Source organism: Dysosmobacter sp. (genome assembly GCF_034093755.1).
In the GTDB taxonomy this organism is placed as follows: Bacteria; Bacillota; Clostridia; order Oscillospirales; family Oscillospiraceae; genus Oscillibacter.
This window is the reverse complement of sequence record NZ_JAXEBZ010000051.1, coordinates 39,202-65,850: the sequence shown is the minus strand read 5'-3', so window position 1 is coordinate 65,850 and position 26,649 is coordinate 39,202. Positions and strand designations below refer to the sequence as shown.

At 64.6% G+C, this 26,649-nt stretch carries 25 protein-coding genes; 11 read left to right on the top strand and 14 right to left on the bottom strand.

Going from position 1 to position 26,649, the window contains the following annotated elements; translation table 11 throughout:
- Genes SOX55_RS07085 through aroQ form a run of 5 tightly spaced genes read left to right on the top strand, consistent with a single transcriptional unit; the run spans nucleotide 1 to nucleotide 5,060 of the window.
- Complete coding sequence (locus SOX55_RS07085; RefSeq protein ID WP_325286741.1) at nucleotides 1–1,170, top strand: 3-phosphoshikimate 1-carboxyvinyltransferase; 1,170 nt, start codon at nucleotides 1–3, stop codon at nucleotides 1,168–1,170.
- Nucleotides 1,160–2,245, top strand: a complete 1,086-nt coding sequence (gene aroC, locus SOX55_RS07080) for a chorismate synthase (protein ID WP_325286740.1) — start codon at nucleotides 1,160–1,162, stop codon at nucleotides 2,243–2,245. The genes SOX55_RS07085 and aroC overlap by 11 nt, the downstream gene beginning before the upstream one ends.
- A gap of 21 nt (nucleotides 2,246–2,266) precedes the next feature.
- The gene (locus tag SOX55_RS07075) at nucleotides 2,267–3,403 is read left to right on the top strand and encodes a bifunctional chorismate mutase/prephenate dehydratase (protein ID WP_325286739.1); all 1,137 of its coding nucleotides are present in this window, start codon (nucleotides 2,267–2,269) and stop codon (nucleotides 3,401–3,403) included.
- A 3-nt stretch (nucleotides 3,404–3,406) separates the two neighbouring features.
- Nucleotides 3,407–4,648 (top strand): shikimate kinase, encoded by a 1,242-nt coding sequence (locus SOX55_RS07070; protein WP_325286738.1) that lies wholly within the window; start codon nucleotides 3,407–3,409, stop codon nucleotides 4,646–4,648.
- Nucleotides 4,629–5,060, top strand: coding sequence for a type II 3-dehydroquinate dehydratase (aroQ, locus tag SOX55_RS07065; RefSeq protein ID WP_325286737.1), 432 nt, complete (start codon nucleotides 4,629–4,631; stop codon nucleotides 5,058–5,060). Before SOX55_RS07070 ends, aroQ begins: the two co-directional genes overlap by 20 nt.
- A gap of 144 nt (nucleotides 5,061–5,204) precedes the next feature.
- Here the strand turns inward: aroQ and SOX55_RS07060 are convergent, their stop codons facing one another.
- The 3 genes from SOX55_RS07060 to SOX55_RS07050 form a co-directional block, all read right to left on the bottom strand.
- Nucleotides 5,205–6,911: a carbon starvation CstA family protein gene (locus SOX55_RS07060; protein ID WP_325286736.1), complete on the bottom strand. Its 1,707-nt coding sequence runs from the start codon at nucleotides 6,909–6,911 to the stop codon at nucleotides 5,205–5,207.
- A gap of 18 nt (nucleotides 6,912–6,929) precedes the next feature.
- Nucleotides 6,930–7,448 (bottom strand): hypothetical protein, encoded by a 519-nt coding sequence (locus SOX55_RS07055; RefSeq protein ID WP_325286735.1) that lies wholly within the window; start codon nucleotides 7,446–7,448, stop codon nucleotides 6,930–6,932.
- Between the two features lie 270 nt (nucleotides 7,449–7,718).
- On the bottom strand, nucleotides 7,719–8,402 hold the full coding sequence (locus SOX55_RS07050) for a FadR/GntR family transcriptional regulator (protein ID WP_325286734.1): 684 nt from the start codon (nucleotides 8,400–8,402) through the stop codon (nucleotides 7,719–7,721).
- A 193-nt stretch (nucleotides 8,403–8,595) separates the two neighbouring features.
- Between SOX55_RS07050 and SOX55_RS07045 the strand changes: the two genes are divergently transcribed.
- From SOX55_RS07045 to SOX55_RS07020, 6 genes are all read left to right on the top strand, one after another.
- Nucleotides 8,596–9,315, top strand: coding sequence for a hypothetical protein (locus tag SOX55_RS07045; protein ID WP_325286733.1), 720 nt, complete (start codon nucleotides 8,596–8,598; stop codon nucleotides 9,313–9,315).
- Nucleotides 9,312–9,524, top strand: a complete 213-nt coding sequence (locus SOX55_RS07040; RefSeq protein WP_325286732.1) for a 4Fe-4S dicluster domain-containing protein — start codon at nucleotides 9,312–9,314, stop codon at nucleotides 9,522–9,524. The genes SOX55_RS07045 and SOX55_RS07040 overlap by 4 nt, the downstream gene beginning before the upstream one ends.
- A gap of 16 nt (nucleotides 9,525–9,540) precedes the next feature.
- Nucleotides 9,541–10,611, top strand: a complete 1,071-nt coding sequence (locus SOX55_RS07035) for a 3-methyl-2-oxobutanoate dehydrogenase subunit VorB (protein ID WP_325286731.1) — start codon at nucleotides 9,541–9,543, stop codon at nucleotides 10,609–10,611.
- Between the two features lies 1 nt (nucleotide 10,612).
- Entirely contained in the window at nucleotides 10,613–11,359 is a 747-nt protein-coding gene (locus SOX55_RS07030) for a thiamine pyrophosphate-dependent enzyme (RefSeq protein ID WP_325286730.1), read from the top strand.
- A gap of 14 nt (nucleotides 11,360–11,373) precedes the next feature.
- On the top strand, nucleotides 11,374–11,910 hold the full coding sequence (locus SOX55_RS07025) for a 2-oxoacid:acceptor oxidoreductase family protein (RefSeq protein WP_325286729.1): 537 nt from the start codon (nucleotides 11,374–11,376) through the stop codon (nucleotides 11,908–11,910).
- 460 nt (nucleotides 11,911–12,370) lie between these two features.
- A complete protein-coding gene (locus tag SOX55_RS07020; protein ID WP_325286728.1) occupies nucleotides 12,371–13,447 on the top strand; it encodes a branched-chain amino acid aminotransferase in 1,077 nt (358 codons plus the stop codon).
- Between the two features lie 111 nt (nucleotides 13,448–13,558).
- On the opposite strand, the gene malQ is transcribed toward SOX55_RS07020, so the two are convergent.
- The 11 genes from malQ to SOX55_RS06965 form a co-directional block, all read right to left on the bottom strand.
- Nucleotides 13,559–15,040: a 4-alpha-glucanotransferase gene (gene malQ / locus SOX55_RS07015; protein WP_325286727.1), complete on the bottom strand. Its 1,482-nt coding sequence runs from the start codon at nucleotides 15,038–15,040 to the stop codon at nucleotides 13,559–13,561.
- Between the two features lie 12 nt (nucleotides 15,041–15,052).
- Nucleotides 15,053–15,892: a carbohydrate ABC transporter permease gene (locus SOX55_RS07010; RefSeq protein ID WP_325286726.1), complete on the bottom strand. Its 840-nt coding sequence runs from the start codon at nucleotides 15,890–15,892 to the stop codon at nucleotides 15,053–15,055.
- Nucleotides 15,892–16,743: a carbohydrate ABC transporter permease gene (locus tag SOX55_RS07005; protein ID WP_325286725.1), complete on the bottom strand. Its 852-nt coding sequence runs from the start codon at nucleotides 16,741–16,743 to the stop codon at nucleotides 15,892–15,894. The genes SOX55_RS07010 and SOX55_RS07005 overlap by 1 nt, the downstream gene beginning before the upstream one ends.
- A 121-nt stretch (nucleotides 16,744–16,864) precedes the next feature.
- The gene (locus SOX55_RS07000; protein ID WP_325286724.1) at nucleotides 16,865–18,193 is read right to left on the bottom strand and encodes an ABC transporter substrate-binding protein; all 1,329 of its coding nucleotides are present in this window, start codon (nucleotides 18,191–18,193) and stop codon (nucleotides 16,865–16,867) included.
- 52 nt (nucleotides 18,194–18,245) lie between these two features.
- A complete protein-coding gene (locus tag SOX55_RS06995) occupies nucleotides 18,246–19,259 on the bottom strand; it encodes a LacI family DNA-binding transcriptional regulator (RefSeq protein ID WP_325286723.1) in 1,014 nt (337 codons plus the stop codon).
- Nucleotides 19,260–19,543: 284 nt separating this feature from the next.
- Nucleotides 19,544–20,236, bottom strand: coding sequence for a hypothetical protein (locus SOX55_RS06990; RefSeq protein ID WP_325286722.1), 693 nt, complete (start codon nucleotides 20,234–20,236; stop codon nucleotides 19,544–19,546).
- A 5-nt stretch (nucleotides 20,237–20,241) separates the two neighbouring features.
- Entirely contained in the window at nucleotides 20,242–20,919 is a 678-nt protein-coding gene (locus SOX55_RS06985; RefSeq protein WP_325286721.1) for a hypothetical protein, read from the bottom strand.
- 175 nt (nucleotides 20,920–21,094) lie between these two features.
- Nucleotides 21,095–22,765 (bottom strand): ribulokinase, encoded by a 1,671-nt coding sequence (locus tag SOX55_RS06980; protein ID WP_325286720.1) that lies wholly within the window; start codon nucleotides 22,763–22,765, stop codon nucleotides 21,095–21,097.
- Complete coding sequence (locus tag SOX55_RS06975) at nucleotides 22,752–23,441, bottom strand: L-ribulose-5-phosphate 4-epimerase (protein WP_325286719.1); 690 nt, start codon at nucleotides 23,439–23,441, stop codon at nucleotides 22,752–22,754. The genes SOX55_RS06980 and SOX55_RS06975 overlap by 14 nt, the downstream gene beginning before the upstream one ends.
- A gap of 346 nt (nucleotides 23,442–23,787) precedes the next feature.
- Entirely contained in the window at nucleotides 23,788–24,903 is a 1,116-nt protein-coding gene (locus SOX55_RS06970; protein WP_325286718.1) for an extracellular solute-binding protein, read from the bottom strand.
- A 79-nt stretch (nucleotides 24,904–24,982) separates the two neighbouring features.
- Nucleotides 24,983–26,635, bottom strand: coding sequence for an ABC transporter permease (locus tag SOX55_RS06965; protein WP_325286717.1), 1,653 nt, complete (start codon nucleotides 26,633–26,635; stop codon nucleotides 24,983–24,985).
- Nucleotides 26,636–26,649 lie beyond the last annotated feature (14 nt).

Sequence of the window (26,649 nt, the reverse complement as noted above, 5' to 3'; positions counted from 1 at the left end):
ATGGACATTCGCATCCAACCCGGACGGCTGTCCGGGTCCGTCACCCCGCCCCCCAGCAAATCCATGGCCCACCGGGTGGTGCTGGCCCAGATGCTGTCGGAGCACCCCGGGAAAACGGAAAACCTGTCCGCCTCCCAGGACATTCTGGCCACCCAGGGCTGCGTGGCGGCGCTGAAGGCCGCCGCGGCCGGGGAGCTGCCCCATCTGGACTGCGGTGAGTCCGGCTCCACGCTGCGTTTTCTCATTCCCATCGCCCTGGCCGTGGCCGGCGGCGGCGTGTTCACCGGCCGGGGGCGGCTGATGGAGCGGCCCCAGAAGCCCTATTTCGACATTTTTGAGGAAAAGGGCATCTCCTACTCTCTGGAAAACGGCGTCCTCACCGTGGAGGGCCGCCTGACCCCCGGCGTCTGCCGCCTGCCAGGCAATGTGTCCAGCCAGTTTGTCACGGGGCTGCTGTACGCCCTGCCGCTGCTGGACGGGGATTCGGAGATCGTCATCACCTCGCCCCTGGAGTCCCGGGGCTACGTGGACATGACGCTGGACACCCTGTCCCAGTTCGGCGTGACGGTGGAAAACCAGGCCTATGAGCGCTTCCGCGTCCCCGGCGGCCAGCGGTATCAGGGCCGGGACGCGGCCATTGAGGCGGACTGGTCCCAGGCCGGGTTCTGGTACGCCGCCGGCTTCCTGGGAAGCTCCGTGGACATTCAGGGGCTGAATCCCGCCTCCGCCCAGGGGGACCGGGTGGCAGCGGAGCTGTACCGGCAGCTGACCCGCCCCGGGGACACGGACATCGACGTGTCCGGCTGCCCGGACCTGCTGCCGCCCCTGGCGGTGATGGCGGCGGTCCGCCGCGGCACCACCCGCTTTGTCAACGCCGCCCGGCTCCGCATCAAGGAGAGCGACCGTCTGGCCACCGTCCGCGCCCTGCTCACCGCCCTGGGCGGTCAGGCGGAGGAGGGGCCGGACAGCCTCACCGTCCGGGGGACGGAGCGTCTCTCCGGCGGCACGGTGGACGGCGCCAACGACCACCGCATCGTCATGGCGGCGGCCATCGCCGCCACCGCCTGCACCGGCCCTGTCACCATTTTAGGGGCGGAGGCGGTGCGGAAATCCTATCCCACCTTCTGGGAGGAATACAATCGTTTGGGAGGTGTGACCCATGTCCTCTGAGTTCGGCAAGCTGCTGAAAATCTCCGTGTTCGGCCAGTCCCACGGCAGGGCCATCGGCGTCAACATCGACGGCCTGCCTGCCGGGGAGGCCATCGACATGGAGGAGCTGAACGCCTTCATGGCCCGGCGGAAGCCGGGAAAGAGTCCCCTGTCCACCGCCCGGAAGGAGGCCGACACCCCCGTGTTTCTCTCCGGCGTGGAAAACGGCGTCACCTGCGGCTTTCCCCTGTGCGCCGTCATCGAAAACAGCGACCAGCACTCCTCGGACTACAACAACCTGCGGGACACCCCCCGCCCCGGCCACGCGGACTACACCGCCGCCGTCCGGTGGGAGGGCCACGCGGACATGCGGGGCGGCGGCCACTTCTCCGGCCGCCTGACGGCCCCCCTGTGCATCGCCGGCGGCATCGCCAGGCAGATTCTGGCCCGGCGGGGCATTTTCGTAGGCGCCCATCTGGCCGCCGTGGCGGGCATTGAGGACACCCCCTTCCCCCTGCACCCCACGGCGGAGCTGTTTGACGCGGTGGCCGCCAAGGCCTTCCCGGTGCTGGATGACGGTGCGGGAGAGCGGATGCAGTCCGCCATTCTGACGGCCCGGCAGGAGGGGGACTCCGTGGGCGGCATCATTGAGTGCGCCGTCATCGGGCTGCCGGCGGGACTGGGCACCCCCATGTTCGACGGCATGGAAAACCGGCTGGCCGCGGCCCTGTTCGGCATCCCTGCCGTGAAGGGCGTGGAGTTCGGCGCCGGCTTTGCCGCCGCGGCGCTGCGTGGCTCGGAGAACAACGATCCCTTTGTCATGGAGGACGGCCGGGTGGCCGCCGCCGCCAACCGCGCCGGCGGCATTCTGGGGGGCATCACCACCGGCATGCCGGTGACATTCCGGCTGGCCGTGAAGCCCACCCCGTCCATCAGCCGCCCCCAGCGCACCGTCAGTCTCTCCCGGAAGGAGGAGGCGGAGCTGGTGATCCACGGCCGCCACGACCCCTGCATCGCCCACCGGGCCGTTCCCGTGGCGGAGGCGGTGGCCGCCGCCGTGGTGCTGGACGTTTTACTGGAACATCACAAAATCTGACACATTCGGAGGGAAAACACTATGGACCTGAAAGAGATCCGCGGAAAGATCGACACCATTGACCGGCAGCTGCTGCAGCTGTTCCTGGAGCGCATGGCCACCGCCGACGAGGTGGCCGCCTATAAAAACGAGCACCACCTGCCCATTATGAACAAGGCCCGGGAGCGGGAGATTCTTGCCCACGTCACGGAGGAGGCCGGGGAGTGGGAGCGCTACGCCTACCACCTGTTCTCCACCCTGTTTGAGCTGTCCCGGTCCCGGCAGGCGGAGCTGATCGCCGCCCCCACCCGGGTGGGCGCCCAGGTGAAGGCCTCCCTGGCGGACATTCAGCCGGTGTTCCCCCAGACGGGCCTGGTGGCCTGCCAGGGCGTGGAGGGCGCCAACTCCCAGGTGGCCTGCGACCGGCTGCTGCCCCGGGGCAACATCGTCTACGTCAAGAGCTTCCAGGCGGTGGTGGCCGCCGTGGAGTCCGGCCTGTGCAAGTTCGGCGTGCTGCCCATTGAGAACAGCTCCAACGGCTCCGTCCGGGCGGTGTACGAGCTGCTGCAGGACCACAAGCTGTCCATCGTCCGCTCCACCCGGCTGTGCATCCGCCACGAGCTACTGGCCCTGCCCGGCGTGAAGATGGGCGACATCACGGAGATCTACTCCCACCAGCAGGCCATCGGCCAGTGCAGCAAATTCCTCAACGGCCTCAACGGCGTCCGGGTCATCCCCTGCGACAACACCGCCATGGCCGCCAAGATGGTGGCCGAAAGCGGAAACCGCCACGCCGCCGCCATCTCCTCCCACCCCTGTGCGGAGCTGTACGGCCTGGAGTGCGTCAATGACGCCATTCAGGACAGCGAGAACAACTACACCCGCTTCATCTGCGTGGCCAAGGACCCGGTGATTTACGCCGGCGCCAACCGCATCAGCCTTATCATCTCTACCGACAACAAGCCCGGCGCCCTGTATGACGTGCTGTCCAAGCTGGCGGCCCTGGGCATCAACATGTCCAAGCTGGAGTCCTGCCCCGTGTCTGGCCGGAACTTCGAGTTCATCTTCTTCCTGGAGCTGGAGGCCTCCGTTCAGGAGCCGGGCGTGCTGCCCATGCTGGAGGAGCTGGAGCGCAGCTGCGCCGACTTCCACTTCCTGGGCAACTACGCGGAAGTCTGACCCATGGAGAAGATCTACGGACTTCTGGGGCGGAAGCTGGGCCACAGCTGGTCCGCCCCCATCCACCACGCCCTGGGCTGCGGCGGCTACCGGCTCATTGAGCTGGAGCCGGAGGAGCTGGCCCCCTTCCTCCGCCGGGAGGACATCGGCGGCCTCAACGTCACCATCCCCTACAAGCGGGATGTGATGCCCCTTTGCCAGGAGATTGACGAGGCGGCTCTGGCCATCGGCAGCGTCAACACCATCGTCCGCCGGGCGGACGGGAAGCTGTACGCCTACAACACCGACGCCGCCGGCTTTTGCTGGATGGCCCGGCGGGCGGGCATCGATTTTGCCGGGAAAAAGGCGGTGATTCTGGGCAGCGGCGGCGCCTCCCTGACGGCCCGGGCCATGGCCCGGAAGCTGGGCGCCCGGGAGGTGGCGGTCATCTCCCGCTCCGGTCCCGACAACTACGACAACCTGGACCGCCACGCCGACGCCGACATTGTGGTGAACACCACGCCGGTGGGCATGTACCCCAACACCGGCGCGGCAGCGGTGAACCTGACCCGGTTCCCCCGCTGCACCGGCGTGCTGGACGTGATCTACAACCCCCGGCGCACCGCGCTGCTGCTGCAGGCGGAGGAACTGGGCATCCCCTGCTCCGACGGCCTGCCCATGCTGGTGGCCCAGGCCACGGCGGCGGAGGAGCACTTTTACGGCAAACCCATTCCCGACAGCGAAAACGAGCGCATTCTGGCCATGCTGCGGCGGGACACCCAGAACATCGTCCTCATCGGCATGCCCGGCTGCGGCAAAACCACGGTGGGCGAGGCCCTGGCCCGGCTGTCGGGCCGGGAGGCCATCGACATCGACCAACGGATCGTGGAGCGCACCGGCCGCTCCATTCCGGACATTTTCGCCCGGGACGGCGAGGCGGCCTTCCGGGCGCTGGAGCGGGAGGAGACGGCGGCGGCCGGAAAGCTGTCCGGCAAAATCCTGCTCACCGGCGGCGGCGTGGTGAAGGACCAGCGGAACTACGCCCCCCTCCGCCAGAACGGCCGCATTTACCAGCTGCAGCGGGACCTGACGGCCCTGGCCACCGACGGCCGGCCCCTGTCCGCCGGCGCGGACCTGGCGGAGATGTACGCCCAGCGCGCCCCCCTGTACGCCCGGTTCCGGGACGCGGTCATTGACAACAACGGCGCGGTGGAGGACACCGCCGCCGCCATCTGGAGGGATTTTCTTGAACATTCTGGTGATTAACGGCCCCAACCTCAATATGCTGGGCATCCGGGAGCCGGCCATTTACGGCAGCGCCACCTATCAGGACCTGGTGGACTACATTCAGTCCGAGGCCGACGCCCTGGGGGTGGCGGTGAGCTTTTACCAGTCCAACCACGAGGGGGACCTGGTGGACGCCATTCAGGCGGCCTACGGCAAACAGGACGGCATCGTCATCAACCCCGGCGCCTACACCCACACCAGCGTGGCGCTGCTGGACGCGGTGAAAGCCGTGGGCATCCCCACGGTGGAGGTTCACATCTCCGACCCCGACACCCGGGAGGAGTTCCGGAAGGTCTCCTACATCCGCCAAGCCTGCGCGGCCACGGTGAAGGGGCTGGGCTTCCCCGGCTACATCAAGGCTCTGCGGCTGCTGTGCGGCGCGGAGGAATAAGGAACAACAGGAGAGGGCGGGCCTGCAGCGCAGTCCCGCCCTCTTTCTCCCGGAAAACACGAAGAAGGACCGGCCATACGGCCGGTCCTTCTTTTGATTCGTTTGACAGCGGAGACTGGCAAACTCCGTTGCGGGGAAAACCGATCAGGCCTTGGCCTTCTGGTTCTTGATGGTGGTGAAGCCCTCGATGGCCAGCACCACAGCCAGAACCACCAGCAGCACGCCCAGGACGACCTGGACATAGGGGCCCCAGTCAGCACCGCCGGCAGTGATCTTGCCGACCTGCTGAATGGTGTTGATGATCAGAGAGCAGATGGTCACGCACAGCATGAACACCATGGGGATCAGGAACATCTTGTTGTTCTTGCCCACGTTGCCCAGCCAGGTAGCCACAGCCAGCAGGCCCAGAGCGGCCAGCAGCTGGTTGGCGGAGCCGAACAGAGCCCAGATCTTGCCATAGCCGTTCAGGCCCAGCAGCACGCCCAGGATGACGGTGATGCCGGTGGCAACATACATGTTGGACATGACCTTCTTGATGCCGGTGACGTTCTCAGCGGTCTCGCCCTTGGAGGCATCCAGCCAGAACTCCTGGAACATGAAACGTGCCAGGCGGGTGGCGGTGTCCAGAGAGGTCAGGCAGAAGGAGGAATAGGTCAGCACCAGCAGGGTGTACAGCACGCTGTACACAGCGCCGTGGCTGGGATCGATCATACCGGCAATGCCGCCGCCGAACAGAACGGTGGGGCCAACGCCGATGTCGCCGCCGTTGGCATTGGCATAGCCAGCCACAGCGCAGAGCACCAGAACAGCCAGGACGCACTCCAGCAGCATGCCGCCGTAAGCGATGGGCTTCGCGTCGGTTTCCTTATCCAGCTGCTTGGAGGTGGTGCCGGAGGACACCAGGGAGTGGAAGCCGGAAATGGCGCCGCAGGCGATGGTGGTGAACAGGACAGGGAACACGGGGGTGGTGCAGGTCTCAGCCTGAATGGCGGGCAGGTTCGCCATGGAGGGATGGCCCACGAACACGGACACCACGGCCAGAGCCAGCATGGCGTACAGCAGGAAGGAGCTCAGGTAGTCACGGGGCTGCAGCAGAATCCACACAGGCGTGACAGAGGCGATGGCGATGTACAGGCCGCAGATCCACATCCAGGTGGTGGCGGACAGGTAGATGGGATGGAAGTTCATGCCGATGGCGATGATCACCACGATGCCGACGACGCCCACCACGGAAGCCACGCTCATGGGAGCGTTGCGGCGATAGACGCAGAAGCCGAAGATGATGGCGATCACAATGAACAGCAGGGACACCATGGCCACGCGGGCGTTGCTCTCGGAAGCAGCCAGATCCACGGCACCGGCCTCGGTGAAGGTGGCGCCGAAGGTGCCGGCCACGATGGAGGCGAAGGCGGCGACCACCAGGATCAGGGTCAGGTAAGCAAAGGTCAGGAACAGCAGCTTGGCCCGACGGGACATGTTCTCAGCGATGATCTCGCCGATGGACTTGCCGCCGTGACGGACGGAGGCGAACAGGGCACCGAAGTCATGCACGCCGCCGAAGAAGATGCCGCCGATGACAATCCATGCCAGGCAGGGCAGCCAGCCGAAGCCCAGCTTCAGAGCGGAGATGGGGCCGGTGATGGGGCCGGCGCCGGCGATGGAGGAGAAGTGGTGGCCCATCAGGACAGGGGCCGGAGCGGGGACATAGTCAATGCCATCTTCCATGGCATGCGCGGGGGTAGGCACGTCATTCTCACCAACGCCCCACTGCTTGCACAGCCAACGGCCATAGAAAATATAGCCGCAAGCCAGCAGAGCGACGCCAATGATCAGCACAAGTAAGCCATTCATTAGATATACTCTCCCTTCTTATTCTTTCCCGGACGCGAAATTCGCCTCCAGGAGTTTCCGTGCTTCCTTGCCGGCTGGATTGGAAAGGAAGCTGTTTGTGGAACATTCCATTGCCGCTATGTGATACTCCATCCAGCCATGGAGTGCCAGCCGAAAGTTTTTGTGGAAGCGGGTCTTTTTCAGCAGTTTCTTCGCCTCCGGGTCAATGACGTCCGCCAGGATCACCAGCGTCACAAAGGAGGACATGTGCTCCCTGTGGGGGTGAATCCGGCTCATGCCCGTCTGCAGGGACAGGTCGATCTGGCGCCGCAGCTCCTCCGCGGTGAGGTGCTCCGTCAGGTAGAAGTAGGAGTAGTCATACTGCTCCGTGGCGCTGAGGACCTTATTGCGCAGGATGAGGTAATTCTCGTCCCGCAGGAAGAAGGTGGCCGCCGCCGCATAATGGCCGCCGGGGACCTCCACGTCCCGCTCTATATCATACCGGTGGGAATAGGCCTTCAGCAGCTTGTCCAGCCGCTCCTGCAGCGTCATTTCCATATCAGACCGCTTTCCGTTTCAGAGTCTGCCCGGGTGGCCCGGGCCGGGAAAGGGCGCACTGATCCCCTCCCGCTGAGGTATTATACACGCTTCTCCCCCGTTTGTTAAGGGGGTTCGGCCAAATTTGTGTACATTTTGTGAATAACCCAAAAGTTTTTGTGTAATTTTTCGGTTCAAATCATGGAATTGCCAAAACCGATTCAGCTTTTTTGCCAAAAAAGTTTGTCGATTTTCCGCCGTTTTAACAGTAAAACGTTTTTCCGTTCCCGTTCAGTCCCCCAGCGTCTGGATCAGGTGCTTCATGTGGATGGCCATGGCGCTGCGGGCGCCCTCCTCGTCCCGGAGCATCAGAAAGTCCAGAATCAGCCGGTTGTCCCCCAGGGCGATGTCCTGCATCTCCTGGCGGCTGCGGCTGATCTGCAGAATCTCGTTGACGGCGCTGTTGATGATGGGATACAGCCGGCGCATGTACTCGTTGTGGGACGCCTTGATGAGGGCCAGGTGGAACTCCTGGTCCGCCGCGGCCCAGTCGCCGCCCTCGGCGGCGGCCGCCTCCACCCGCAGGGCCTTTTTCCGGATCTGCTCCAGCTCCTCGCCGCTGGCCCGGCGGCAGGCCAGGGCCACCGTCTCCGGCTCAAAAATCAGCCGCATCTCAAACAGGTCCTTGGCCCGGACCCGGGAGTGCATGTTCTGCAGCACCGACAGGTCCACCGCCTCCTCCGGCAGGTCCGGAGAGACAAAGGTACCCTTGCCCCGGCGGATCTCCAGCACCCCCTGGGCCACCAGAAAGGAGATGGCCTCCCGCAGGGTGGTGCGGCTGACATTCAGCGTGGCGGACAGCTCGTTTTCGTTGGGCAGCTTGCTGCCGGGCTCGTAGCAGCGCTCCTCGGCGATCATCTCATACAGCCGGTCGGCCGTCCGTTCCGACAGCTTTACCTTCTTCACTTCGCGCATTGGCGGTATCCTCCCGTTCTTCCCCGCCGGCCGGGCGGGTGCCTTGACTGCTTTGATTATATCCGGTTTTTGTAAAAAGCACAAGCAAAACCTTGACATCATATCTCATTTCGTATACAATGACATCATACAACATGTTTTGGTATTAGACAATATTCGCATTAGCCAATTACTGCGAAAGGAAGTGGTCTTTATGACGGCTCCGCAGCAGCTGTTCACCAGCCGGGTGCTGCTGCTCACCGGCCATTACGGCACGGGAAAGACGGAGTGTGCCGTGAATCTGGCGCTGGCGCTGGCCGCCGCCGGGGAGAAGACGGTTCTGGCGGACCTGGACATTGTGAATCCCTACTTCCGCTCCCGGGAGCGCAAGGACCGGCTCACCGCCGCCGGGGTCCGGGTCATCACCTCCTCCCAGGCCTGCTCCGACGCCGACGTGCCCGCCATTCCGGCGGAGGTGAACACCATCTTCCAGGACCGCAGCTGCCGGGGCGTGCTGGACATCGGCGGCGACCCGGTGGGCGCCCGGGTGCTGGCCCGGTTCCGGCCCCAGATCGCCCGGGAGGACTGCTGTCTGCTGTACGTGTCCAACGCCAACCGCCCGGAGGTCCGGGAGCCGGACCGGGCGCTGGCCTGTCTCCGGAGCATTGAGGACGTGACGGGGCTGAAGTGCGGCGGCATCATCAACAACACCCACCTGTGCGGCGAGACCACAGCGGAGGACATCCGCCGGGGCGCCGCCCTGGCGGAGGAGCTGTCCCGGGCCGCCGGGATTCCCGTCATCTGCCACACGGCGGAAGCCTCCCTGGCGCCCCAACTGACGGACCTGACGGTGTGGCCCATTGAGATTTACATGAAAAAGCCGTGGGAGGTACTGCCCACCGGCATGAGGGGAAAGGAGCGTCGCCTGAAATGACTGCAAAACTGACCTTTGACACCGAGCGCTGCAAGGGCTGCGAGCTGTGTACCGCCGTATGCCCCCGGCACATCGTGGCCATCGACCTGACGGCCACCAACCACAAGGGCTACCATCCCGCCGGAGTGACGGACATCACCCAGTGCATCGCCTGCGCCTCCTGCGCCAGGATCTGCCCCGATTCCGTCATCACCGTGGAAAAATTCTGAAAGGAGGTCCGTTTCGATGGCAAAAGAACTGTGGAAAGGCAACGAAGCCATTGCCGAAGCCGCCATCCGCGCCGGATGCGACTGCTTCTTCGGCTATCCCATCACACCCCAGAGCGAGGTGCCGGAGTACATGTCCCTGCACATGCCGGAGCATGGAAGGGTGTTCGTCCAGTCCGAGTCGGAGCTGGCGGCCATCAACATGGTTTACGGCGCCGCCGGGTCCGGCATGCGGGCCATGACCTCCTCGTCCTCTCCCGGCATCAGCCTGAAGCAGGAGGGCATCACCTACCTGGCCGGCGCGGAGCTGCCCGCCGTCATCGTCAACTGCATGCGGGGCGGCCCGGGCCTGGGCACCATTCAGCCCGCCCAGGGCGACTACTTCCAGGCCACCCGGGGCGGCGGCAACGGCGACTACCGCACCGTGGTGCTGGCCCCCAGCAACGTGCAGGAGGCGGTGGACTTCATGCAGGAGGCCTTCGACATCGCCGACGCCTACCGCAACCCGGTGGTGGTGCTGATGGACGGCCTCATCGGCCAGATGATGGAGCCCATCGAGTGGCGGGAGCTGCCCAAGCGGGACCTGCCTCCCAAGGACTGGGCCGCCGGCGGCCGCCGGGGCCGGGCCCACACCAACATCATCAACTCCCTGTACATTGACCCCGACGAGTGCGACAAGCTGAACCAGCACCTGACGGAGAAATACGCGGAGATCCAGGAAAAGGAGGTCCGCTGGGAGGAAGTGGACTGCGAGGACGCCGAAGTGGTGATCACCGCCTACGGCACCCCGGCCCGCATCGCCCTCACCGCCCTGGAGCTGCTGCGGGAGGAGGGCATCCGGGCAGGATTGTTCCGGCCCATCACCCTGTGGCCCTTCCCGGAGAAGGCCCTGGCGGAGCTGTCCGCCCGGGAGAACGTCCGGGCCATTCTGGACGTGGAGATGAGCTCCACCGGCCAGATGCTGGACGACGTGCGCCTGGCGGTGGAGGGCCGCAAGCCCATCCGGTTCACCGGCCACGCCGGCGGCGCCATTCCCAGCGTGGAGGAGATCATGGACGCGGCGCGGAAGGCGCTGAAGGAGGCGAACTGATATGGCGATTGTTTATCAGAAGTCCAAAGGTCTGACGGACAAGGAACTGCACTACTGTCCCGGCTGCCACCACGGCATCATTCACAAGCTGGTGGCGGAGGTGATGGAGGAGCTGGGCATCATCGACGAGACCATCGGCGTGTGCCCCGTGGGCTGCTCCGTGTTCGCCTACAACTATTTCAGCTGCGACATGCTGGAGGCCGCCCACGGCCGTGCCCCCGCCGTGGCCACCGGCATCAAGCGCACCCACCCCAACCAGCCGGTGTTCACCTATCAGGGGGACGGCGACCTGGCCTCCATCGGCGCCGGCGAGATCGTCCACGCCGCCATGCGGGGGGAGAAGATCACCACCATTTTCGTCAACAACGCCATTTACGGCATGACCGGCGGCCAGATGGCCCCCACCACCCTCATCGGCCAGAAGGCCACCACCGCCCCCTTCGGCCGCACCGTGGAGCAGGCGGGCATGCCCATCCGGGTGGCGGAGATGCTCTCCACCCTGGACGGCTGCGTCTACGCCGAGCGGGTGTGCGTGGCGGACATCCCCAACCTGGTGAAGGCCAAACGGGCCATCAGGCGGGCGTTCCAGAAGCAGCTCAACGGCGAGGGCTTCACCTTTGTGGAGGTGCTGTCCACCTGTCCCACCAACTGGGGCATGACGCCGCTGAAGGCCCAGCAGTGGCTGAAGGACAACATGATTCCCTACTATCCCTTGGGCGTCGTGAAGGACGTCAACCCCACCGGCTGAGGAGGTGTGCTGCCATGAAAAAAGAGATCATCATTTCCGGCTTCGGCGGCCAGGGCGTTCTGGCCATCGGCAAGAACCTGGTGGAGGCCGGTCTGGAAGAGGGGCTGGAGGTCACCTGGGCGCCCTCCTACGGCCCCGAGATGCGGGGCGGCACCGCCAACTGCCACGTGGTGCTGTCGGACCGGAAGATCGGCTCCCCGCTGGTGGTGCGCCCCACGGAGCTGATCGCCATGAACGGGCCGTCCCTGGAGAAGTTCGCCCATCTGGTGCAGCAGGGCGGCCTGATCCTCATCAACAGCTCCGTGGTCCGGGAGAAGGCGGAGCAGCCCGGTGTCCGGACGCTGTACATCCCCTGCGGCGGAATCGCCGAGGAGTTGGGCAACCCCAAGGTGGCCAACATGGTGATGCTGGGGGCCTACATCGGCGCCACCGGCGCCCTGCACCCCGACACCGTCCGCTCCATGATCCACCACATGTTCACCGGCGCCAAGGCCAAACTGGTGCCTCTGAACCTGCAGGCCCTGGAGCGGGGCATTGCCTGCGCGGGATAATCCTCCCTGTCAGAAAGGCCCGGCGGAGCGGTCCGCTCCGCCGGGTTTTTTCCCTTTTTCCGGGAAAAAGGAGCCAAAATCCCAAAAAACGGTTGACTTTGCCGCCGCCCCGGCGTATAAAAAGCATAGGGTAATGCGATGAACAGGAGTTGCCTGGCGAAAGAAGCCTTTCAGAGAGCCGCCGGTGGGTGCAAGGCGGCGGGAACCTTTCCCCCGGCCTGACCTGTGAGCAGCCCGCAGAACAGGGACGTTTGTCCCCCAGTAGAGCGGGCCGGGAGCCTCCCGGTACAGAGGCGCACGAGCGGCCGCCTCCGGCGGCAACGAGAGTGGTACCACGGAAGTTCGGCTTTCGCCTCTCCTGCACACCCGCAGGGCGGCGAGGGCCGTTTTATTCTGTCCGGACCCCGGATTACCCGGAACAAAACAAAAATTCATTATTAGATAAGGAGAGACATTTATCATGCTGGACATCAAGATCACCAAGACCACCGCCCCCAAGGCCCGGCCCGCCGACGAGAACAAGCTGGGCTTCGGCAAGCTGTTTAGCGACCACATGTTCCTGATGGACTACACCCCCGAGCAGGGCTGGCACGACGCCCGCATCGTCCCCTACGCTCCCTTCGCTCTGGACCCCGCCACCGTGGTGTTCCACTACGCCCAGGAGCTGTTTGAGGGTCTGAAGGCCTACCGCACCGCCGACAACACCATCCAGCTGTTCCGTCCCGAGTGCAACGGCCAGCGGATGCAGGACTCCTGCGACCGTATGTGCATCCCCCAGATCCCCGTGGAGGACTTCGTCCAGGCCGTGAAGGCCCTGGTGGAAGTGGACAAGGACTGGGTGCCCCACATTGACGGCTCCTCCCTGTACATCCGTCCCTTCGTGTTCGCCACCGACGTGGGCATGGGCGTTCACGCCAGCCACAACTACACCTTCTGCATCATCTGCTCTCCCTCCGGCGCCTACTACGCCGAGGGCATCGATCCCGTCCGCATCTACGTAGAAGACGAGTACATCCGCGCCGCTCCCGGCCTGACCGGCTTCACCAAGTGCGGCGGCAACTACGCCGCCTCCATCAAGGCCGGCGCTCTGGCCGAGAAGAAGGGCTTTGCCCAGGTGCTGTGGCTGGACGGCGTGGAGAAGAAGTACGTGGAGGAAGTGGGCGCCATGAACATCTTCTTCATGATCGACGGCAAGATCTACACCGCCGCCTGCGTGGGCACCGTGCTGCCCGGCGTCACCCGCCGCAGCTGCATCGAGCTGCTGCGCGACTGGGGCTATGAGGTCATCGAGGGCAAGCTGGCCATCGCCGACATCATGAAGGCCGGCCACGAGGGCAAGCTGAACGAGGTCTTCGGCACCGGCACCGCCGCCGTGGTCTCTCCCGTCAAGGAGCTGGACTGGAAGGGCGACAAGGTGGACATCTCCGGCGGCAAGATCGGCCCCGTCACCCAGAAGCTGTACGACACTCTCACCGGCATCCAGTGGGGCAAGATCGAGGACTCCAAGGGCTGGATCGTGAAGGTCTGCCAGGGCTGATTTCCTCTGAACATCATAAGACTGCAGTGGGCCGCCGGATGGCGGCCCACTGTTTTTCCGCATTGAAAAAAGCGGTATGAGAGCAAGCTCTCATACCGCTTTTTTCAATGTTCAGGCGCGGCCGTACAGCCTGGCCGCCGCGGCCATTTTTTCCGCCAGCTCCGGCGTCAGCTGGCCCGGCAGCAGCCGCCACTGCCAGTTGCCCCCCAGAATGCCGGGGGTGTTCATGCGGGAGCCGGCTCCCAGGCCCAGGTAGTCCTGCATCTGGGCCACGAACAGGTCCGCCACGGAGCTTAAGCCCCCCCGGAGGATGCCCCAGTGGAAGCCCTCACCGTCATTGATGCCCAGGTACTGCCGGGCCATGGCGATGTCCTCCTCCGCCGCCTCGTCTTTCCACAGCATGATGGGGGCATTGTCGTGGGTGCCGGCGTAGCAGACGCAGTGGGAGGTGTAGGTGTGGGGCAGGTAGTTGCTGGGCTCCCGGGAGTCGAAGGCGAATTCCAGCACCTTCATGCCGGGGAAGCCGGAGTCCTGCAGCAGCTGCCGCACCTCCGGCGTCAGGTAGCCCAGGTCCTCGGCGATGAACCGGATGTTGGGGAACCAGCCGGTGAGCACCCCCACCAGGTCCATGCCCGGCCCCTTCACCCAGCGGCCCTCCTTGGCAGTTTTGGCCCCGTAGGGCACCGCCCAGTAGCTCTCCAGGCCCCGGAAGTGGTCAATGCGCAGCACGTCATACAGCCGGGCGGCGCCGGCGATGCGCCGGATCCACCAGCCGTAGCCGTCGGCCTTCATGGCGTCCCAGTTGTAGAGGGGGTTGCCCCACAGCTGGCCGTCGGCGTTGAAGGAGTCCGGCGGCACGCCGGAGACCTCTTTGGGCACGTTCTCCCCGTCCAGCTGGAAGCTGCCGGGGTCCGCCCACACGTCGGCGGAGTCCATGGCCACGTAAATGGGCAGGTCGCCGATGATGGACACGCCCTTCTGATGGGCGTAGGTCCGCAGGGCCTCCCACTGGGTGAAAAACAGGTACTGGATATAGGTGAACAGCCGCACGTCTCCGGCCAGTTCCTCCCCGTACCGCTCCGCGGCGCCGGGGCGGCGGAGCCGGATGTCCGCGTCGGGCCACTCCGTCCAGGACTTCATGCCGAAATGGCGCTTCAGGGCCATGAACAGGGCATAGTCCGGCAGCCAGCCCTTGTTTTCCGCCGCAAAGGCCTCCACCTGCCGGCGGTCCCGGTCCCAGCCCCGGTCCGCCGCCTTCCGCAGCAGCGCCAGGCGGTGGGCGTAGATTCCGGCGTAGTCCACCTTCCCGGGGTCATCGCCCCAGTCATACGCTTCGGTCTCCTCCGCCGTCAGCAGCCCGTCCCGGACCAGGGCGTCCAGGTCCACGAAATAGGGGTTGCCGGCATAGGCGGAAAAGCTCTGATAGGGGGAGTCGCCGTAGCTGGTGGGGCCCACCGGCAGCATCTGCCAGTAGGACTGGCCCGCCGCCGCCAGGAAGTCCACAAACCCGTAGGCCTCCTTGCCCAGCGTGCCGATGCCGTGGGGGGAGGGGAGGGAGGAGATGGGCAGCAGAACACCGCAGCTTCGCTTCATGGGCACTCCTCCTCAGCCCTTCACGGCGCCGGCGGCCACGCCCTTGATGATGTGCTTCTGGCACAGCAGGTAGACGATGATGATGGGGATGATGTTCATCATGATGGAGGCCATCATGGGGCCCATCTCCACCTTGCCGTAGCTGCCCCGGAAATACTGGATCAGGATGGGGATGGTCATGTAGCCCTTGGTGCGGTCCAGCACCAGATAGGGCAGCAGGTAGTCATTCCACAGCCACATGGTCTCCAGAATGCCCACGGAGATGAGGGTGGGCTTCAGGATGGGCAGCACCACCCGGAAGAAGGTCTGGATGGGGTTGCAGCCGTCGATCATGGCGGCCTCCTCGATCTCGATGGGGATGGACTTCATGAAGCCGCAGAACATGAACACCGCCAGTCCCGCGCCGAAGCCCAGATAGATGATGCAGATGGTGTAGGGGCTGCTGAGGTGCAGGCGGTCCGCGGTGGCGGACAGGGTGAACATCAGCATCTGGAAGGGCACCACCATGGAGAACACAAACAGGTAGTAAAGGCCCTTGCTGAACGCGCCGCTGACCCGGGTGATGAACCAGGCGCACATGGAGCAGCACACCAGAATCAGCACCACGGAGGTGACGGTGATCACCAGGCTGTACCAGAAGGCGGACAGGAAGCCCTTGGAGGCCAGGGCGTCAATGTAGTTCACAAGGCCGGCGAAGCTGTCGCTGCCGGGCAGCTGGAAGGCGGTGCCGGTGCTGATGGACGTCTCCTTTTTCAGGGAGTTGAACAGAATCATGAACACCGGGTACACCCACGCCAGGCACAGAATGCCCAGCACCACGGAGGTGATATTGTCCTTGACGGTATGTTTCATTACTGCTGCACCTCCTTGGAGCGGGTGGTTTTCAGCTGCACAAGGCCGATGGCCACCACCAGAATGCAGAAGATGACGGCCTTGGCCTGGCCGTAGCCCTTCCACTGGGGACCGGAGCGGCCGTAGAAGGTCTGGTAGATGTTCAGGGCCAGCATCTCCGTCTTGTGGGCGGGGTCGCCGTTGGTGAGGGCCAGGTTCTGGTCAAACAGCTTGAAGCCGTTGGTGAGGCTCAGGAACAGGCAGATGGTGATGGAGGGCATCAGGTTGGGCAGCTTCACCTTCCACAGAATCTGCCGGTCGGTGGCGCCGTCGATGCGGGCGGCCTCCAGGTAGTCGCTGGGGATGGCCTGCAGGCCCGCGATGTAAATGATCATCATGTAGCCGATCTGCTGCCAGCACATGAGGATCACCAGTCCGGCGAAGCCGTAGGGGGCGTGCAGGCTCAGCAGGGGCTTGCCCAGCAGCGTCAGGGCGCAGTTGAACAGAATCTGCCAGATGTAGCCCAGGACGATGCCGCCGATGAGGTTGGGCATGAAGAACACGGAGCGGAACAGGTTGGTACCCTTGATCTCCCGGGTCAGGGCCAGGGCGATGGCCAGGGCCGCCAGGTTGATGCACAGGGTGGAGACCACGGTGAACAGGGCCGTGAACCAGAAGGCGTGGAGGAAGTCCGCTTCGGTGAGGGCGAAGATGTAGTTTTTCAGGCCGTTGAAGCTGGCCTTGTCAATGGTGATGAACTTGCAGAAAGACAGGTACAGGCCCTGCAAAAAGGGCCACACGAAGCCGATGATGAAGGCCGCCAGGGTGGGCAGCACAAACACCGGCCAGTATCGCTTGATGGCTTTTTCCACAATATCCCTCCAAACAGATCAGATCGCCGGGGGGCCGGCGCGCGGGGAAGGCATCTGAAAAACCGGGGTGGGCGGTCTGCCCACCCCGGTTGGGTATCTCTGTGTCTTGTCTGCGGGAAAATCAGCCGTTGAGGGCGGCGTACTCGCTGGCCCAGCCGTCCACGAAGGCGGAGACCACGGCGTCCCAGCTGCCGGTGCCGGCGGCATAGGCGGTCAGGGCGTTGCCCAGCTCGTTCTTCCAGTTCTCAGAGGGCATGGTGGGGAAGTTCCAGGACACGGGGTTCTTGCCGGCGGCGGTGTAGGCGGCGTCCTGCTTCACGAACAGGTTGGGGGACTCCTGAGCGGCCTTGAAGGGGATGACGAAGCCCATGTCGTTGGCCATGGCCTTGGTGCCGGCCTCAGAGGTGACGCACCAGTTCATGAAGTCCAGGGTGGCCTGGATGTTCTCCTCCTTGGCGGAGTTGTTGACGCACCAGTAGTTCTCGGTGCCGGTGCACAGGCCCTGGTTGGCCTCGTCGCCCACGCCGATGTAGATGGGGATCATCTGCAGGTCGTCATCGGAGAACTTGCCCTCGCCCACCAGGTTGCCGTACTCCCAGGAACCGTTCTGGAAGAAGGCGGCCTCGCCGGCCAGGAACTCGTTGCGGGAGTCGTCGCCGGTCTTGCCGGACAGGACGGCGGGATCGCAGGTGGAGTTGTTGATATACAGGTCGAAGATGGCCTTGTAGTTGTCCAGATAGGTGCCCTTGATGGCGTCGGTGGTGCCGATGCCGTCGGCCTGATACTCGAAGTAGATGGGCAGGTTGGCCAGGTGGGTCTTGAAGCGCCAGTCGGAGGAGCCGTCCATACCGGTGGAGGAGAAGGCGGCGAAGCCCAGCTCGGCCTTGCGGGCGGTGATGTCCTCGGCGCAGGCCTTCAGGTCCTCAAAGGAGTCGATGTCGGCCACGTCCCAGCCGGCCTTGGCCAGCAGGGTCTTGTTGGCGATGATGCCGTAGGACTCGATGACGTAGGCGATGCCCAGGGTGGCGTCGCCGTCCTTCAGGGCGAAGCCGTCGGAAGTCAGCTGGCCCAGCACGTCAGAGCCGGTGAGGTCCAGGCAGTAGTCCTTCCAGTTGGCCAGACCCACGGGGCCGTTGACCTGGAACAGGGTGGGGGGATTGCTCTTGGCGATTTCGCTCATCAGGGTCTGCTCATAGGTGCCGGAGGCGGCGGTGACCACGGTGACGGGCACGCCGGTCTCCTGGGTGTAGGCTTTGGCCAGGTTCTGCCAGGCCTCATCCTGCTCGGGCTTGAAGTTCAGGTAGTAGACCTCGCCTGCAGCGGCGGGGGCAGCGGTGCCGGCGGAGGCAGCGGGAGCAGCGGGGGTGGAGGAAGTACCGCCCTGAGAGCCGCAGGCAGCCATGCTCAGGACCATTGCGAGAGACAGAAACAGAGTAACGACTTTTTTCATCACGGACAAACTCCTTCTCATCAAATTTATTTTCACATCAGCGATGTAAAAATCAGGGTGTCAGCGTCCGGACGCTGCCGCCGGGACGCAGGGTGGTGTGGAGCTGCACATGGCGGTTTCCCGCCCGGCCCTCCACCATGTCCAGCAGGATGCGCACCGCCTCATCCCCCAGCTCCCCCGTGGGCTGGATCAGGGTGGTGAGGGTGGGGATCGTGTAGGCCGACAGCTCCACGCCGTCGATGGCAATGACGGAACAGTCCTCCGGCACCCGCTTTCCGCCGTCCCGGAGGGCCTTCATGGCCGCCACGGCCATGGAGTCGGCAATGACGAACACGGCGGTGAAATCCGTCCGCTCCAGCAGCTTCCGGGTTTCCTCGTAGGCCGAGGCCAGATCGAAGGCCCCCGTCTCCGCCACCAGCGCCGGGTCCAGGGAGATGCCGCTGTCCGCCAGGGCGCGGCAGTAGCCCTTGTAGCGCAGCTCACTGATGGAGTGGTCGTTCACGGAGTCCAGCAGCACGGCAATGCGCCGGTGGCCCCGCCGCGTCAGCTCCCGCACCGCCTGGTAGGCCTCCGCCTGGTCATCGATGGACACGGAGGAGTAGCTCTCCCGGCCCAGCGTGCCGAAGCTGTTGGTATAGGTGCAGCAGACGAAGGGGATGTCCAGGGCCGCCGTGTCCTCGGGGGTGTAGTCGAAGCAGCCTCCCAGCAGCACCAGGCCCCGCAGCCGCTTGGACCGGGCCAGACTGGCCGCAGCCTGCAGCTCGTCCTCGCCGGAGCGGATCTGGTGGAGCACCAGGGTGTAGCCCGCCTCGTCCACCGCCTGCTCCACCGCGTGGATCACAGGGGAGAAGAACAGGTTCCCGATGCCGCGGACCACCAGGCCGATGCTGTCGGACTGGGGGCGCACCAGGTCCCGGGCGCTGTTGTTGGGCACGTAATGGGCCTCCCGCACCGCTTCCAGCACCCGCTCCCGCACCGCTTCGCTGACGTCGGGATGGTTGTTGAGGACCCGGGAGACCGTGCTGACGGAGACGCCGCAGCGCCGGGCAATATCGCGGATGGTCACTGGCCTCACCTCGTCCCGTTTCGTTTCGTAAACGTTCCCGGCAACGTTTCCGGGAACGTTTTCATGTACAGTATACAACAATCGGTCCGGCAACTGTCAAGCAGATTTGGATATTTCGTATACTCCCACAAAAACCGCCTGCCGTCGCTGGACAGTCTGCCGAAGGCGCCACGGATGCAATCGTTTGCTTTCGCACAGTTCCCATTTTCTTCCTGTCTTGCAGGCGCATAAAATATCCCCTCCGGCCGGATGGCCGGAGGGGATTGGAGCACGGAAGCAGGCGCTTAATAGCCGATGGCCGCGCCGATGACCAGCAGGGCGATGCAGGCCGCCCAACTGATGAGCATGAAGGGCATGATGAACTTGAACCACTTGTTGAAGGGAACCCTGCCGAACATCAGGAAGGCGATCAGAGCGCCCATGGTGGGATAGCAGAGGTTGCTCATGCCGTCGCCGAACTGGAAGGCCAGAATGGTCAGCTGCTTGCTGAAGCCGGTGATCTCGGCCACGGGCATCAGGATGGGCATGGTAACCAGGGCCTGGCTGCTGCCGGAGGGGATGAAGAAGTTGAGGATGGTCTGGACCAGGAACATACCGATGCCCACCAGCGCCGCAGGCAGGCCGTTGAGGACCTGGGCCAGGGCATGGACGATGGTGTCCTGGATCATGCCGTTGGCCATCACGATGCCGATGCCCCGGGCCACGCCGATGGCCATGGCGGCCACAAACACAGACTGGGCGCCGACCAGCAGCTCATCGGCGATCTTGCCGCTGTTGTAGCCGGCGATGACGCCGCAGATCATGCCGGAGAGCAGATACACGCCGGACATCTCCGTCAGGCCCCATCCCCACTTCAGGCAGCCGATGACGATGAGGGCCACCGTCACCAGGAACACCACGCAGATGAGCTTTTTGCGGCCGTCAAATTCCACTTCCTCCTGAGCATTCATCAGGTCGGAATAGTCGGTGCCGGCCATGATGCTCAGGCGGGATTCTGGCGCACCTTTTCCGCGTAGCGGACCACATAAACGATGCCGATGAGGCCCAGCACCACCAGGCTCACCATACGGTAGCCGAAGCCGGAGAACAGCTCCAGACCGCCGATGGCCTGGGCGTTGCCCACGGTGTAGTAGTTGGCGGGGCCGGCGGACCAGCCGATGATGTCCGCTACGAACACCACGGCGATGCCGGTGATCACGTCATAGCCCAGCGACAGGCAGATGGGGACGATCACCGCCGCGAAGGGGATGGAGCCCTCCAACATGGAGGGGAAAGCACCGATGAACAGGAAGAACACCATGACACCGATCAATACCAGCTTGCTGTTCTTCGCGCCCACCTTCTTGGAGAACGCCATCACCGCCGCCGTCAGGGCGCCGGTGCCGTTCACCAGGCCGATGCAGGCGCCGATGGTCAGGATCATGGCAATCAGCGCGATACCGCCCTGGATGCCCTGGGGAATGGACTCAAAGACCTCCATCACGCCTACGGGGGACTGCTCCACATACTGGAAGCTGGCGGGGTCCACCACGGTCTTGCCGTTGACCTCCACACGGCCGTACTGGCCGGCGGGGACGATCCATGTCAGCACTGCCATCAATGCCAGGATGGCGAACAGGATCACGAACGCATGGGGAAATTCTCTCTTTTTCTTTTGCATAGCTGCCTCCTTTTTACACACAAGGTCAGAATACTATTAACTTAACAAGGTGCTGCAAAAAAAAACGTAAAAAATCCACAAAGCCCGATAATCCGCCGCACAGTGCTGGTCCCGGCCGCCTTTCGCGGCGGTCCGCGCCAAAAGGCGTCCCGCCCATCCGGGCGGGACGCCTTTTTCACTTCGCCGCCAGGCGGATGGCTTTCAGCTCCTTCAGCAGTTCGTCCTCCTGGCCGTACCGCCGGTACAGCCGGGAGTAGACACCGTAGAGCCGCTCATAGGTGTCGGCGCAGGCCGGATCGGGCCGGTACACGGCGGCGCAGGGGCGGCGGTACCGCTCCGTCAGCTCCGTCAGATGGGCGAATCCCTCCTCGCCCCACAGGGCGGCGGACGCCGCCAGCACGGCGCTGCCCAGGGCGCCGCTGTGCTCCCCCTCCGTCAGGCGCACCTCCCGGCCGCAGACGTCGGCGTAAATCTGCATCAGCAGCGGGTTTTTCCGGGGGATGCCCCCGGCGGCGTACAGGGCCGTCACCGGCACGCCCCGCTCCTCCATGGCGTCCATGATGCGGCGGACGCCGTAGGCGGTGGACTCCAGCAGCGCCCGGTAAAGGTGCTCCGGCCGGGTGGCCAGGGTCAGGCCCGCCACCACGCCGGACAGGTCGAAGTCCATCAGGGTGGAGCGGACGCCGTTCCACCAGTCCAGGGCCACCAGGCCGCTTTCCCCGGGCACCAGGGCTGCCGCCTTTTCCGACAGCAGTTGGTGGAGGCTTTTCCCCTCCCGCCGCGCTTCCCGGACATAAGCGGCGGGGACGCAGTTGTCCGTGAACCAGGCGAACAGGTCCCCCACGCAGGACTGGCCTCCCTCGTAAGCGTTGAGCCCCGGCAGGATGCCCTCCGGCACCACGCCGTTGAGGCCCGGCACCTGCCGGTACACATCGCTGTTCAGAATGGCGCAGGTGGAGGTGCCGATGATCAGCAGCAGCTCCCCGGGGCGGCCCACGGAGCTGCCCAGCAGGGTGACGTGGGCGTCCACCCCCGCCGCGGACACCGCCGTGCCCGGCAGCAGGCCCGTCCACCGGGCCGCCTCCTCCGTCAGCGTCCCGGCCATGCTGCCGGGCGGCACCACGGCGCCGGGGTGCTTTTCATTCAGGTCCGCCAGCAGGGGATGGAGGGCCGCCAGGAATTCCCGGCTCACGTCGCCCCGTTCCCGGCTCCAGAAGGTCTTGAAGGCCGCGGCGCAGCTGCCCCGGGTCTCCCGGCCGCACAGCCGCCGCACCAGCCAGTCTCCCATCTCCGGAATGCGCTCCGCCGCCCGGTACAGCGCCGGGTCCTCCGCCGCCATCTGCGCCGCCTTGGGCAGGTAATACTCCCCGGACACCCGGCCGCCCATCCGCGCCAGCCACGGCTCCCCCCGTTCCTCCGCCAGAGCGTCGATGCGGGGCGCCCAGTCCTGGGCGGCGTGGTGCTTCCACAGCTTCACCCAGGCGTGGGGCCGGGAGGCAAACTCCGGCAGGCGGCACAGGGGCCTGCCGTCGGCGGTGGTGGGCAGCAGGGTGCAGGAGGTGACGTCCAGCCCCAGGCCCGCCACCTGCTCCGCCGCCGCGCCGCAGCCCTCCAGCAGCGGCGGAATCAGGGCGGGGAAGGCGTTCCAGTAGTCCTCCGGGTCCTGCACCGCCCAGTCCGGCCCCAGAGGTGTGCCGTCCGGCAGCCGCTCCGTGAGAACGCCGTGGGGGTAGTCATACACCGCGGAGCCAACGGCGTCGCCGGTGTCCAGGTCCATCAGCACCGCCCGGGCGGACAGGGAGCCGAAGTCCACGCCCACGGTGTATCGTCTGTCACTTCTGGCCATAGTAGGCATTGGCGCCGTGCTTGCGGAAGTAGTGCTTGTCCTGCAGGTACTGGGGGGCGGGGGCCACGCCGGGGGCCAGCTGCTCCGTCAGCAATGCCATGTGGGCGGTCTCCTCCAGAATCAGGGCGTTTTCCACCGCCTTGCGGCAGCTGGCGCCCCAGGTGAAGGGGCCGTGCTTGCACACCAGCACCCCCGGCACCGCCTCCGGGTCCCGGTCCCGGAAGGTCTCGGCAATCACCCGCCCCGTGTTCCGCTCATAGGCCTCCGCCACCTCCTCCGCCGTCAGGTGGCGGGTGCAGGGCACGTCGCCGTAAAAGGTGTCGGCGTGGGTGGTGCCGTAGCAGGGGAGGCTCCGCTCCGCCTGGGCCATGGCGGTGGCGTAACGGGAATGGGTGTGGACCACGGACCTTACCGCCGGGAAGGCACGGTACAGCTCCAGATGGGTGGGCAGGTCCGAGGAGGGCCGCAGCTCTCCCTCCGCCACGGTTCCCTCCAGGTCCACCACCACCATCTGCTCCGGGGTCATAGTGGCGTAATCCACACCGGAGGGCTTGATCACCACGTACCTCCGGTCCTCCGTAATGGCGGAGACGTTGCCCCACGTCAGCACCACCAGGCCGTACTCCACCAGCTTCAGATTGGCGGCGCAGACCTCCTGTTTCAACTGTTCCAGCATTGTTTTCCTCCTTTCAGAGTCGCTCCGGCCCAGATGCCGGAACACGGAAGGCCGGGGCAGTCTCTGCCCCGGCCTGTGATCGAACAAGCGGCTCCGCCGCTTTTTCGAGGGGGCTGCGGCCCGCCGCAGCGCACTCACCGTCCGCCGCAGCGGCCGGTTCGCACGTTTGCGGGCCGGGAAGTATTTTCTGCCACGTACCCGCCGCGGCAGAAAATGATTTCATTTGATTTCGCCGCAGCGGCGGCGAAACTCTGTGAGACGATCTTTATCACGGAAGGCCGGGGCAGTCTCTGCCCCGGCCTTCCGGTGAAACCGCGTCAAGCGCAGTCGTTGATGGGATGGTCCGTCAGTTGTTGCCAACGGTGGCCCACAGGTCGTTCCAGTGCTCCAGGATGGCGTCCTTGTTGGCGGTGAGGTACTCCACGTCACGGTCAACCCACTTCATCTCGTTGGAGGGGGTCAGCCAGGCGTTGGCGGGAACCTCATAGTTGGCGTTGGTGTAACGCAGGGTGCCTTCCTGATATTCAGCCAGGGCAGTCTGGCCCTCGGCGGAGCACAGGAAGTCGATCATGGCCTTGGCGTTCTCGGGGTTGGGGCCGTTCTTCACCAGGGCGCAGCCGAAAGCGGTAGCGGAGGTACCCTCAGAGGGATACTGCAGGCGGATGTTGGTAGCGCCGTCCTTCACCAGCTTGACAGCGCCGTCCTCGTAGGTCAGGCCCACCACATACTCGCCCTGCTGCACGCTCTTGAAGCAAGCAGAGGAGGAGCCGGCGATGACCAGGTTGGGCATCAGCTGCTCGATGTAGTTCCAGGCCTCGTCGGAGTCAGCGCCGAACACGGACATGATGTTGGACACGTTGTTCCAGGCGGCGGAGGAGCTGTTGGGATCAGAGAACACGATCTGGCCCTTCAGCTTCGGATCCAGCAGGTCCTGATAGGACTGGATGTTCAGGCCCAGCTGAGCCTCCAACTCGGTGTTCACGCAGAACACCACGGTGGACAGGTGGTCCATGGAGTACAGGCCGTTGGGGGTGGAGTAGCCGGAGATGGCCTCGTCGTTGTACTGGGTGACCCAGGCCTCGAAGATGTCGGAATAGCGGTCGCCGTCAGAGTCGGCCATGCCGCCCCAGACCAGGTCGCCCACGGGGTTGGAGGCCTCGCCGGCCAGACGGGTGGTCAGCTCACCGGCGGAGCCGTTGACCACTTCCACGTTGACGTCGGGATACTTCTCGTTGAAGCAGGTGATCAGGGCGTCCAGGTCACCCTCGGTCATGGAGGAGTACAGGACCAGATCGCCGGACAGCTCGGCGGGCTCCTCGGCAGCGGAGGAAGCCGCGGCGCTGGATGCGGCGGCGGGGGCAGAGGCGGCGGGGGCGGCAGAAGAGGAGCCGGACTTACCGCCGCAGGCGGCCAGAGACAACGTCATGGCCAGAGCCAGTGCGAGAGCAAAAAACTTTTTCATTCTTTCTTCTCCTTTTTTGAATTTATCTCAACACGCGGACCGGCTCGGGGGCCGGCCGCGGGTCAAGCCGGGATGGGGGTTACAGACTCACGTCCTCGCTCTTGCTGACCCACAGGTAGATCAGCAGGGACACGGTGGTGACCACAGTCAGGATGGCGGCGAAGGCGGCGGCCAGGCCGTAGTTGCCGCGGGTGATGGCCACGTAGGTGGACATGGTCAGGGTGATGGACTTGTTGTTGTACAGGATGATGGAGGAGGACAGCTCCGTCACGATGGCCACCCAGCTGAGGATGGCGCCGGACAGGATGCCGTTGGCCATCATGGGCACGGTGATCTTCACGAAGGTCTTGGCTTTGGAGGCGCCCAGGCTGATGGAGGCCTCCTCGATGCTCATGGAGATCTGCATCAGCGTGGCCGTGGCGGACCGGATGGTGTAGGGCAGACGCCGGATCACCAGGGAGATGGCCATGATGGCCAGGGTGCCGGTGAGGGCGAAGGGCTTCTTGCCGAAGGCAATCAGCAGCGCCAGGCCAATGACGGCGCCGGGCATGATGTAGGGCAGCATGGACAGCGTGTCGATGGCGTTGTTCAGGGCGCTGGACCGGCGGACCACCAGATAGGCGATGAGCACGGCGATGACGATGATGATGGCCAGGGCCACCACGCCCAGCACGGCGGTGTTCTTGATGGAGCGGACCAGCAGCTTCTTCACGGCCAGCTGATAGTTGCCCAGAGAGAAGCCGGGGTGGAAAATGGCGCCCTTGCAGTTGCGGAAGGACAGGTAGATGATGTACAGCTGAGGCATGAAGGCCACCGCCACCAGAATGTAGCAGTAGGCGTGCATCAAAAAGCCGGAGATGCCTTTGCAGTCCTTCTTCTCCACGGGGTGCAGGGCATTCATGGAGAACTTGAAGCGGCTGGTGGCCCACTTCTGGAAGAAGAATACGATGGCAGTGATGATGATGGCGATGGTGGCCAGGGCGGCGGCGAAGTTGAAGTTCTGGCCGTTCTCGCCCAGGTACTGATTGTAGATCAGCACGGGGAAGGTCTGGAAGCCCTCGCCCAGCAGCATGGGCGTGCCGAAGTCGGCGAAGGCCTGCATGAACACCATCAGCGCCGCAGCCAGGATGGTGGGCATGGACAGGGCCAGCACGATGCTCACCAGGCGGCGGACGCCGGTGCAGCCCATGTTGGCGGAGGCCTCCATCAGCGTGTTGTCAATGTTCTTGAAGGCGCCGTTCATGTAGATGAACACCAGGGGGAAGAACTTCAGGGACTGGACGATGAGGATGCCCTTGAAGCCGTAGATGCTGCCCACGCTGATGCCCAGCACGCCCTCCAGGAACTGGGTGATGGCGCCGGAGCGGCCCAGCAGCATGATCCAGGAGTAGGCGCCGATGAAGGGCGCGGACATGGAGCACAGAATGGAGAGGACGAACAGGGCCTTGGCGCCCCTGATCTTGTAGAAGGAGTAGAAGTAGGCGATGGGGATGCCCAGCAGCAGAGAGACGATGGTGACCGTCACCGTCACCTTCACGCTGTTGAGGATGGTATCGGTGTAGTAGGACTTGCTGAAGAACTTGGCGAACTCCCGGAGGGAGAACTGGCCCTCCGGGGTGATGACCGCCTGCTTCAGCAGACCGAACATGGGATACACCAGGAACAGCAGGAAGGAAGCCAGCAGCACCAGCGACACCACGGTCCACAGCTCAAATTTTCTCTTGGTTTTCATGGTGCACCTCCCGG

Bases quoted from the DNA above. Each gene is read 5' to 3' on its own strand.
- SOX55_RS07085 (WP_325286741.1), top strand. From the start codon at position 1: ATGGACATTCGCATCCAACCCGGACGGCTGTCCGGGTCCGTCACCCCG.
- aroC (WP_325286740.1), top strand. From the start codon at position 1,160: ATGTCCTCTGAGTTCGGCAAGCTGCTGAAAATCTCCGTGTTCGGCCAG.
- SOX55_RS07075 (WP_325286739.1), top strand. From the start codon at position 2,267: ATGGACCTGAAAGAGATCCGCGGAAAGATCGACACCATTGACCGGCAG.
- SOX55_RS07070 (WP_325286738.1), top strand. From the start codon at position 3,407: ATGGAGAAGATCTACGGACTTCTGGGGCGGAAGCTGGGCCACAGCTGG.
- SOX55_RS07060 (WP_325286736.1), bottom strand. From the start codon at position 6,911: ATGAATGGCTTACTTGTGCTGATCATTGGCGTCGCTCTGCTGGCTTGC.
- SOX55_RS07055 (WP_325286735.1), bottom strand. From the start codon at position 7,448: ATGGAAATGACGCTGCAGGAGCGGCTGGACAAGCTGCTGAAGGCCTAT.
- SOX55_RS07050 (WP_325286734.1), bottom strand. From the start codon at position 8,402: ATGCGCGAAGTGAAGAAGGTAAAGCTGTCGGAACGGACGGCCGACCGG.
- SOX55_RS07045 (WP_325286733.1), top strand. From the start codon at position 8,596: ATGACGGCTCCGCAGCAGCTGTTCACCAGCCGGGTGCTGCTGCTCACC.
- SOX55_RS07040 (WP_325286732.1), top strand. From the start codon at position 9,312: ATGACTGCAAAACTGACCTTTGACACCGAGCGCTGCAAGGGCTGCGAG.
- SOX55_RS07035 (WP_325286731.1), top strand. From the start codon at position 9,541: ATGGCAAAAGAACTGTGGAAAGGCAACGAAGCCATTGCCGAAGCCGCC.
- SOX55_RS07030 (WP_325286730.1), top strand. From the start codon at position 10,613: ATGGCGATTGTTTATCAGAAGTCCAAAGGTCTGACGGACAAGGAACTG.
- SOX55_RS07025 (WP_325286729.1), top strand. From the start codon at position 11,374: ATGAAAAAAGAGATCATCATTTCCGGCTTCGGCGGCCAGGGCGTTCTG.
- SOX55_RS07020 (WP_325286728.1), top strand. From the start codon at position 12,371: ATGCTGGACATCAAGATCACCAAGACCACCGCCCCCAAGGCCCGGCCC.
- malQ (WP_325286727.1), bottom strand. From the start codon at position 15,040: ATGAAGCGAAGCTGCGGTGTTCTGCTGCCCATCTCCTCCCTCCCCTCC.
- SOX55_RS07010 (WP_325286726.1), bottom strand. From the start codon at position 15,892: ATGAAACATACCGTCAAGGACAATATCACCTCCGTGGTGCTGGGCATT.
- SOX55_RS07000 (WP_325286724.1), bottom strand. From the start codon at position 18,193: ATGAAAAAAGTCGTTACTCTGTTTCTGTCTCTCGCAATGGTCCTGAGC.
- SOX55_RS06990 (WP_325286722.1), bottom strand. From the start codon at position 20,236: ATGGCCGGCACCGACTATTCCGACCTGATGAATGCTCAGGAGGAAGTG.
- SOX55_RS06985 (WP_325286721.1), bottom strand. From the start codon at position 20,919: ATGCAAAAGAAAAAGAGAGAATTTCCCCATGCGTTCGTGATCCTGTTC.
- SOX55_RS06980 (WP_325286720.1), bottom strand. From the start codon at position 22,765: ATGGCCAGAAGTGACAGACGATACACCGTGGGCGTGGACTTCGGCTCC.
- SOX55_RS06975 (WP_325286719.1), bottom strand. From the start codon at position 23,441: ATGCTGGAACAGTTGAAACAGGAGGTCTGCGCCGCCAATCTGAAGCTG.
- SOX55_RS06970 (WP_325286718.1), bottom strand. From the start codon at position 24,903: ATGAAAAAGTTTTTTGCTCTCGCACTGGCTCTGGCCATGACGTTGTCT.
- SOX55_RS06965 (WP_325286717.1), bottom strand. From the start codon at position 26,635: ATGAAAACCAAGAGAAAATTTGAGCTGTGGACCGTGGTGTCGCTGGTG.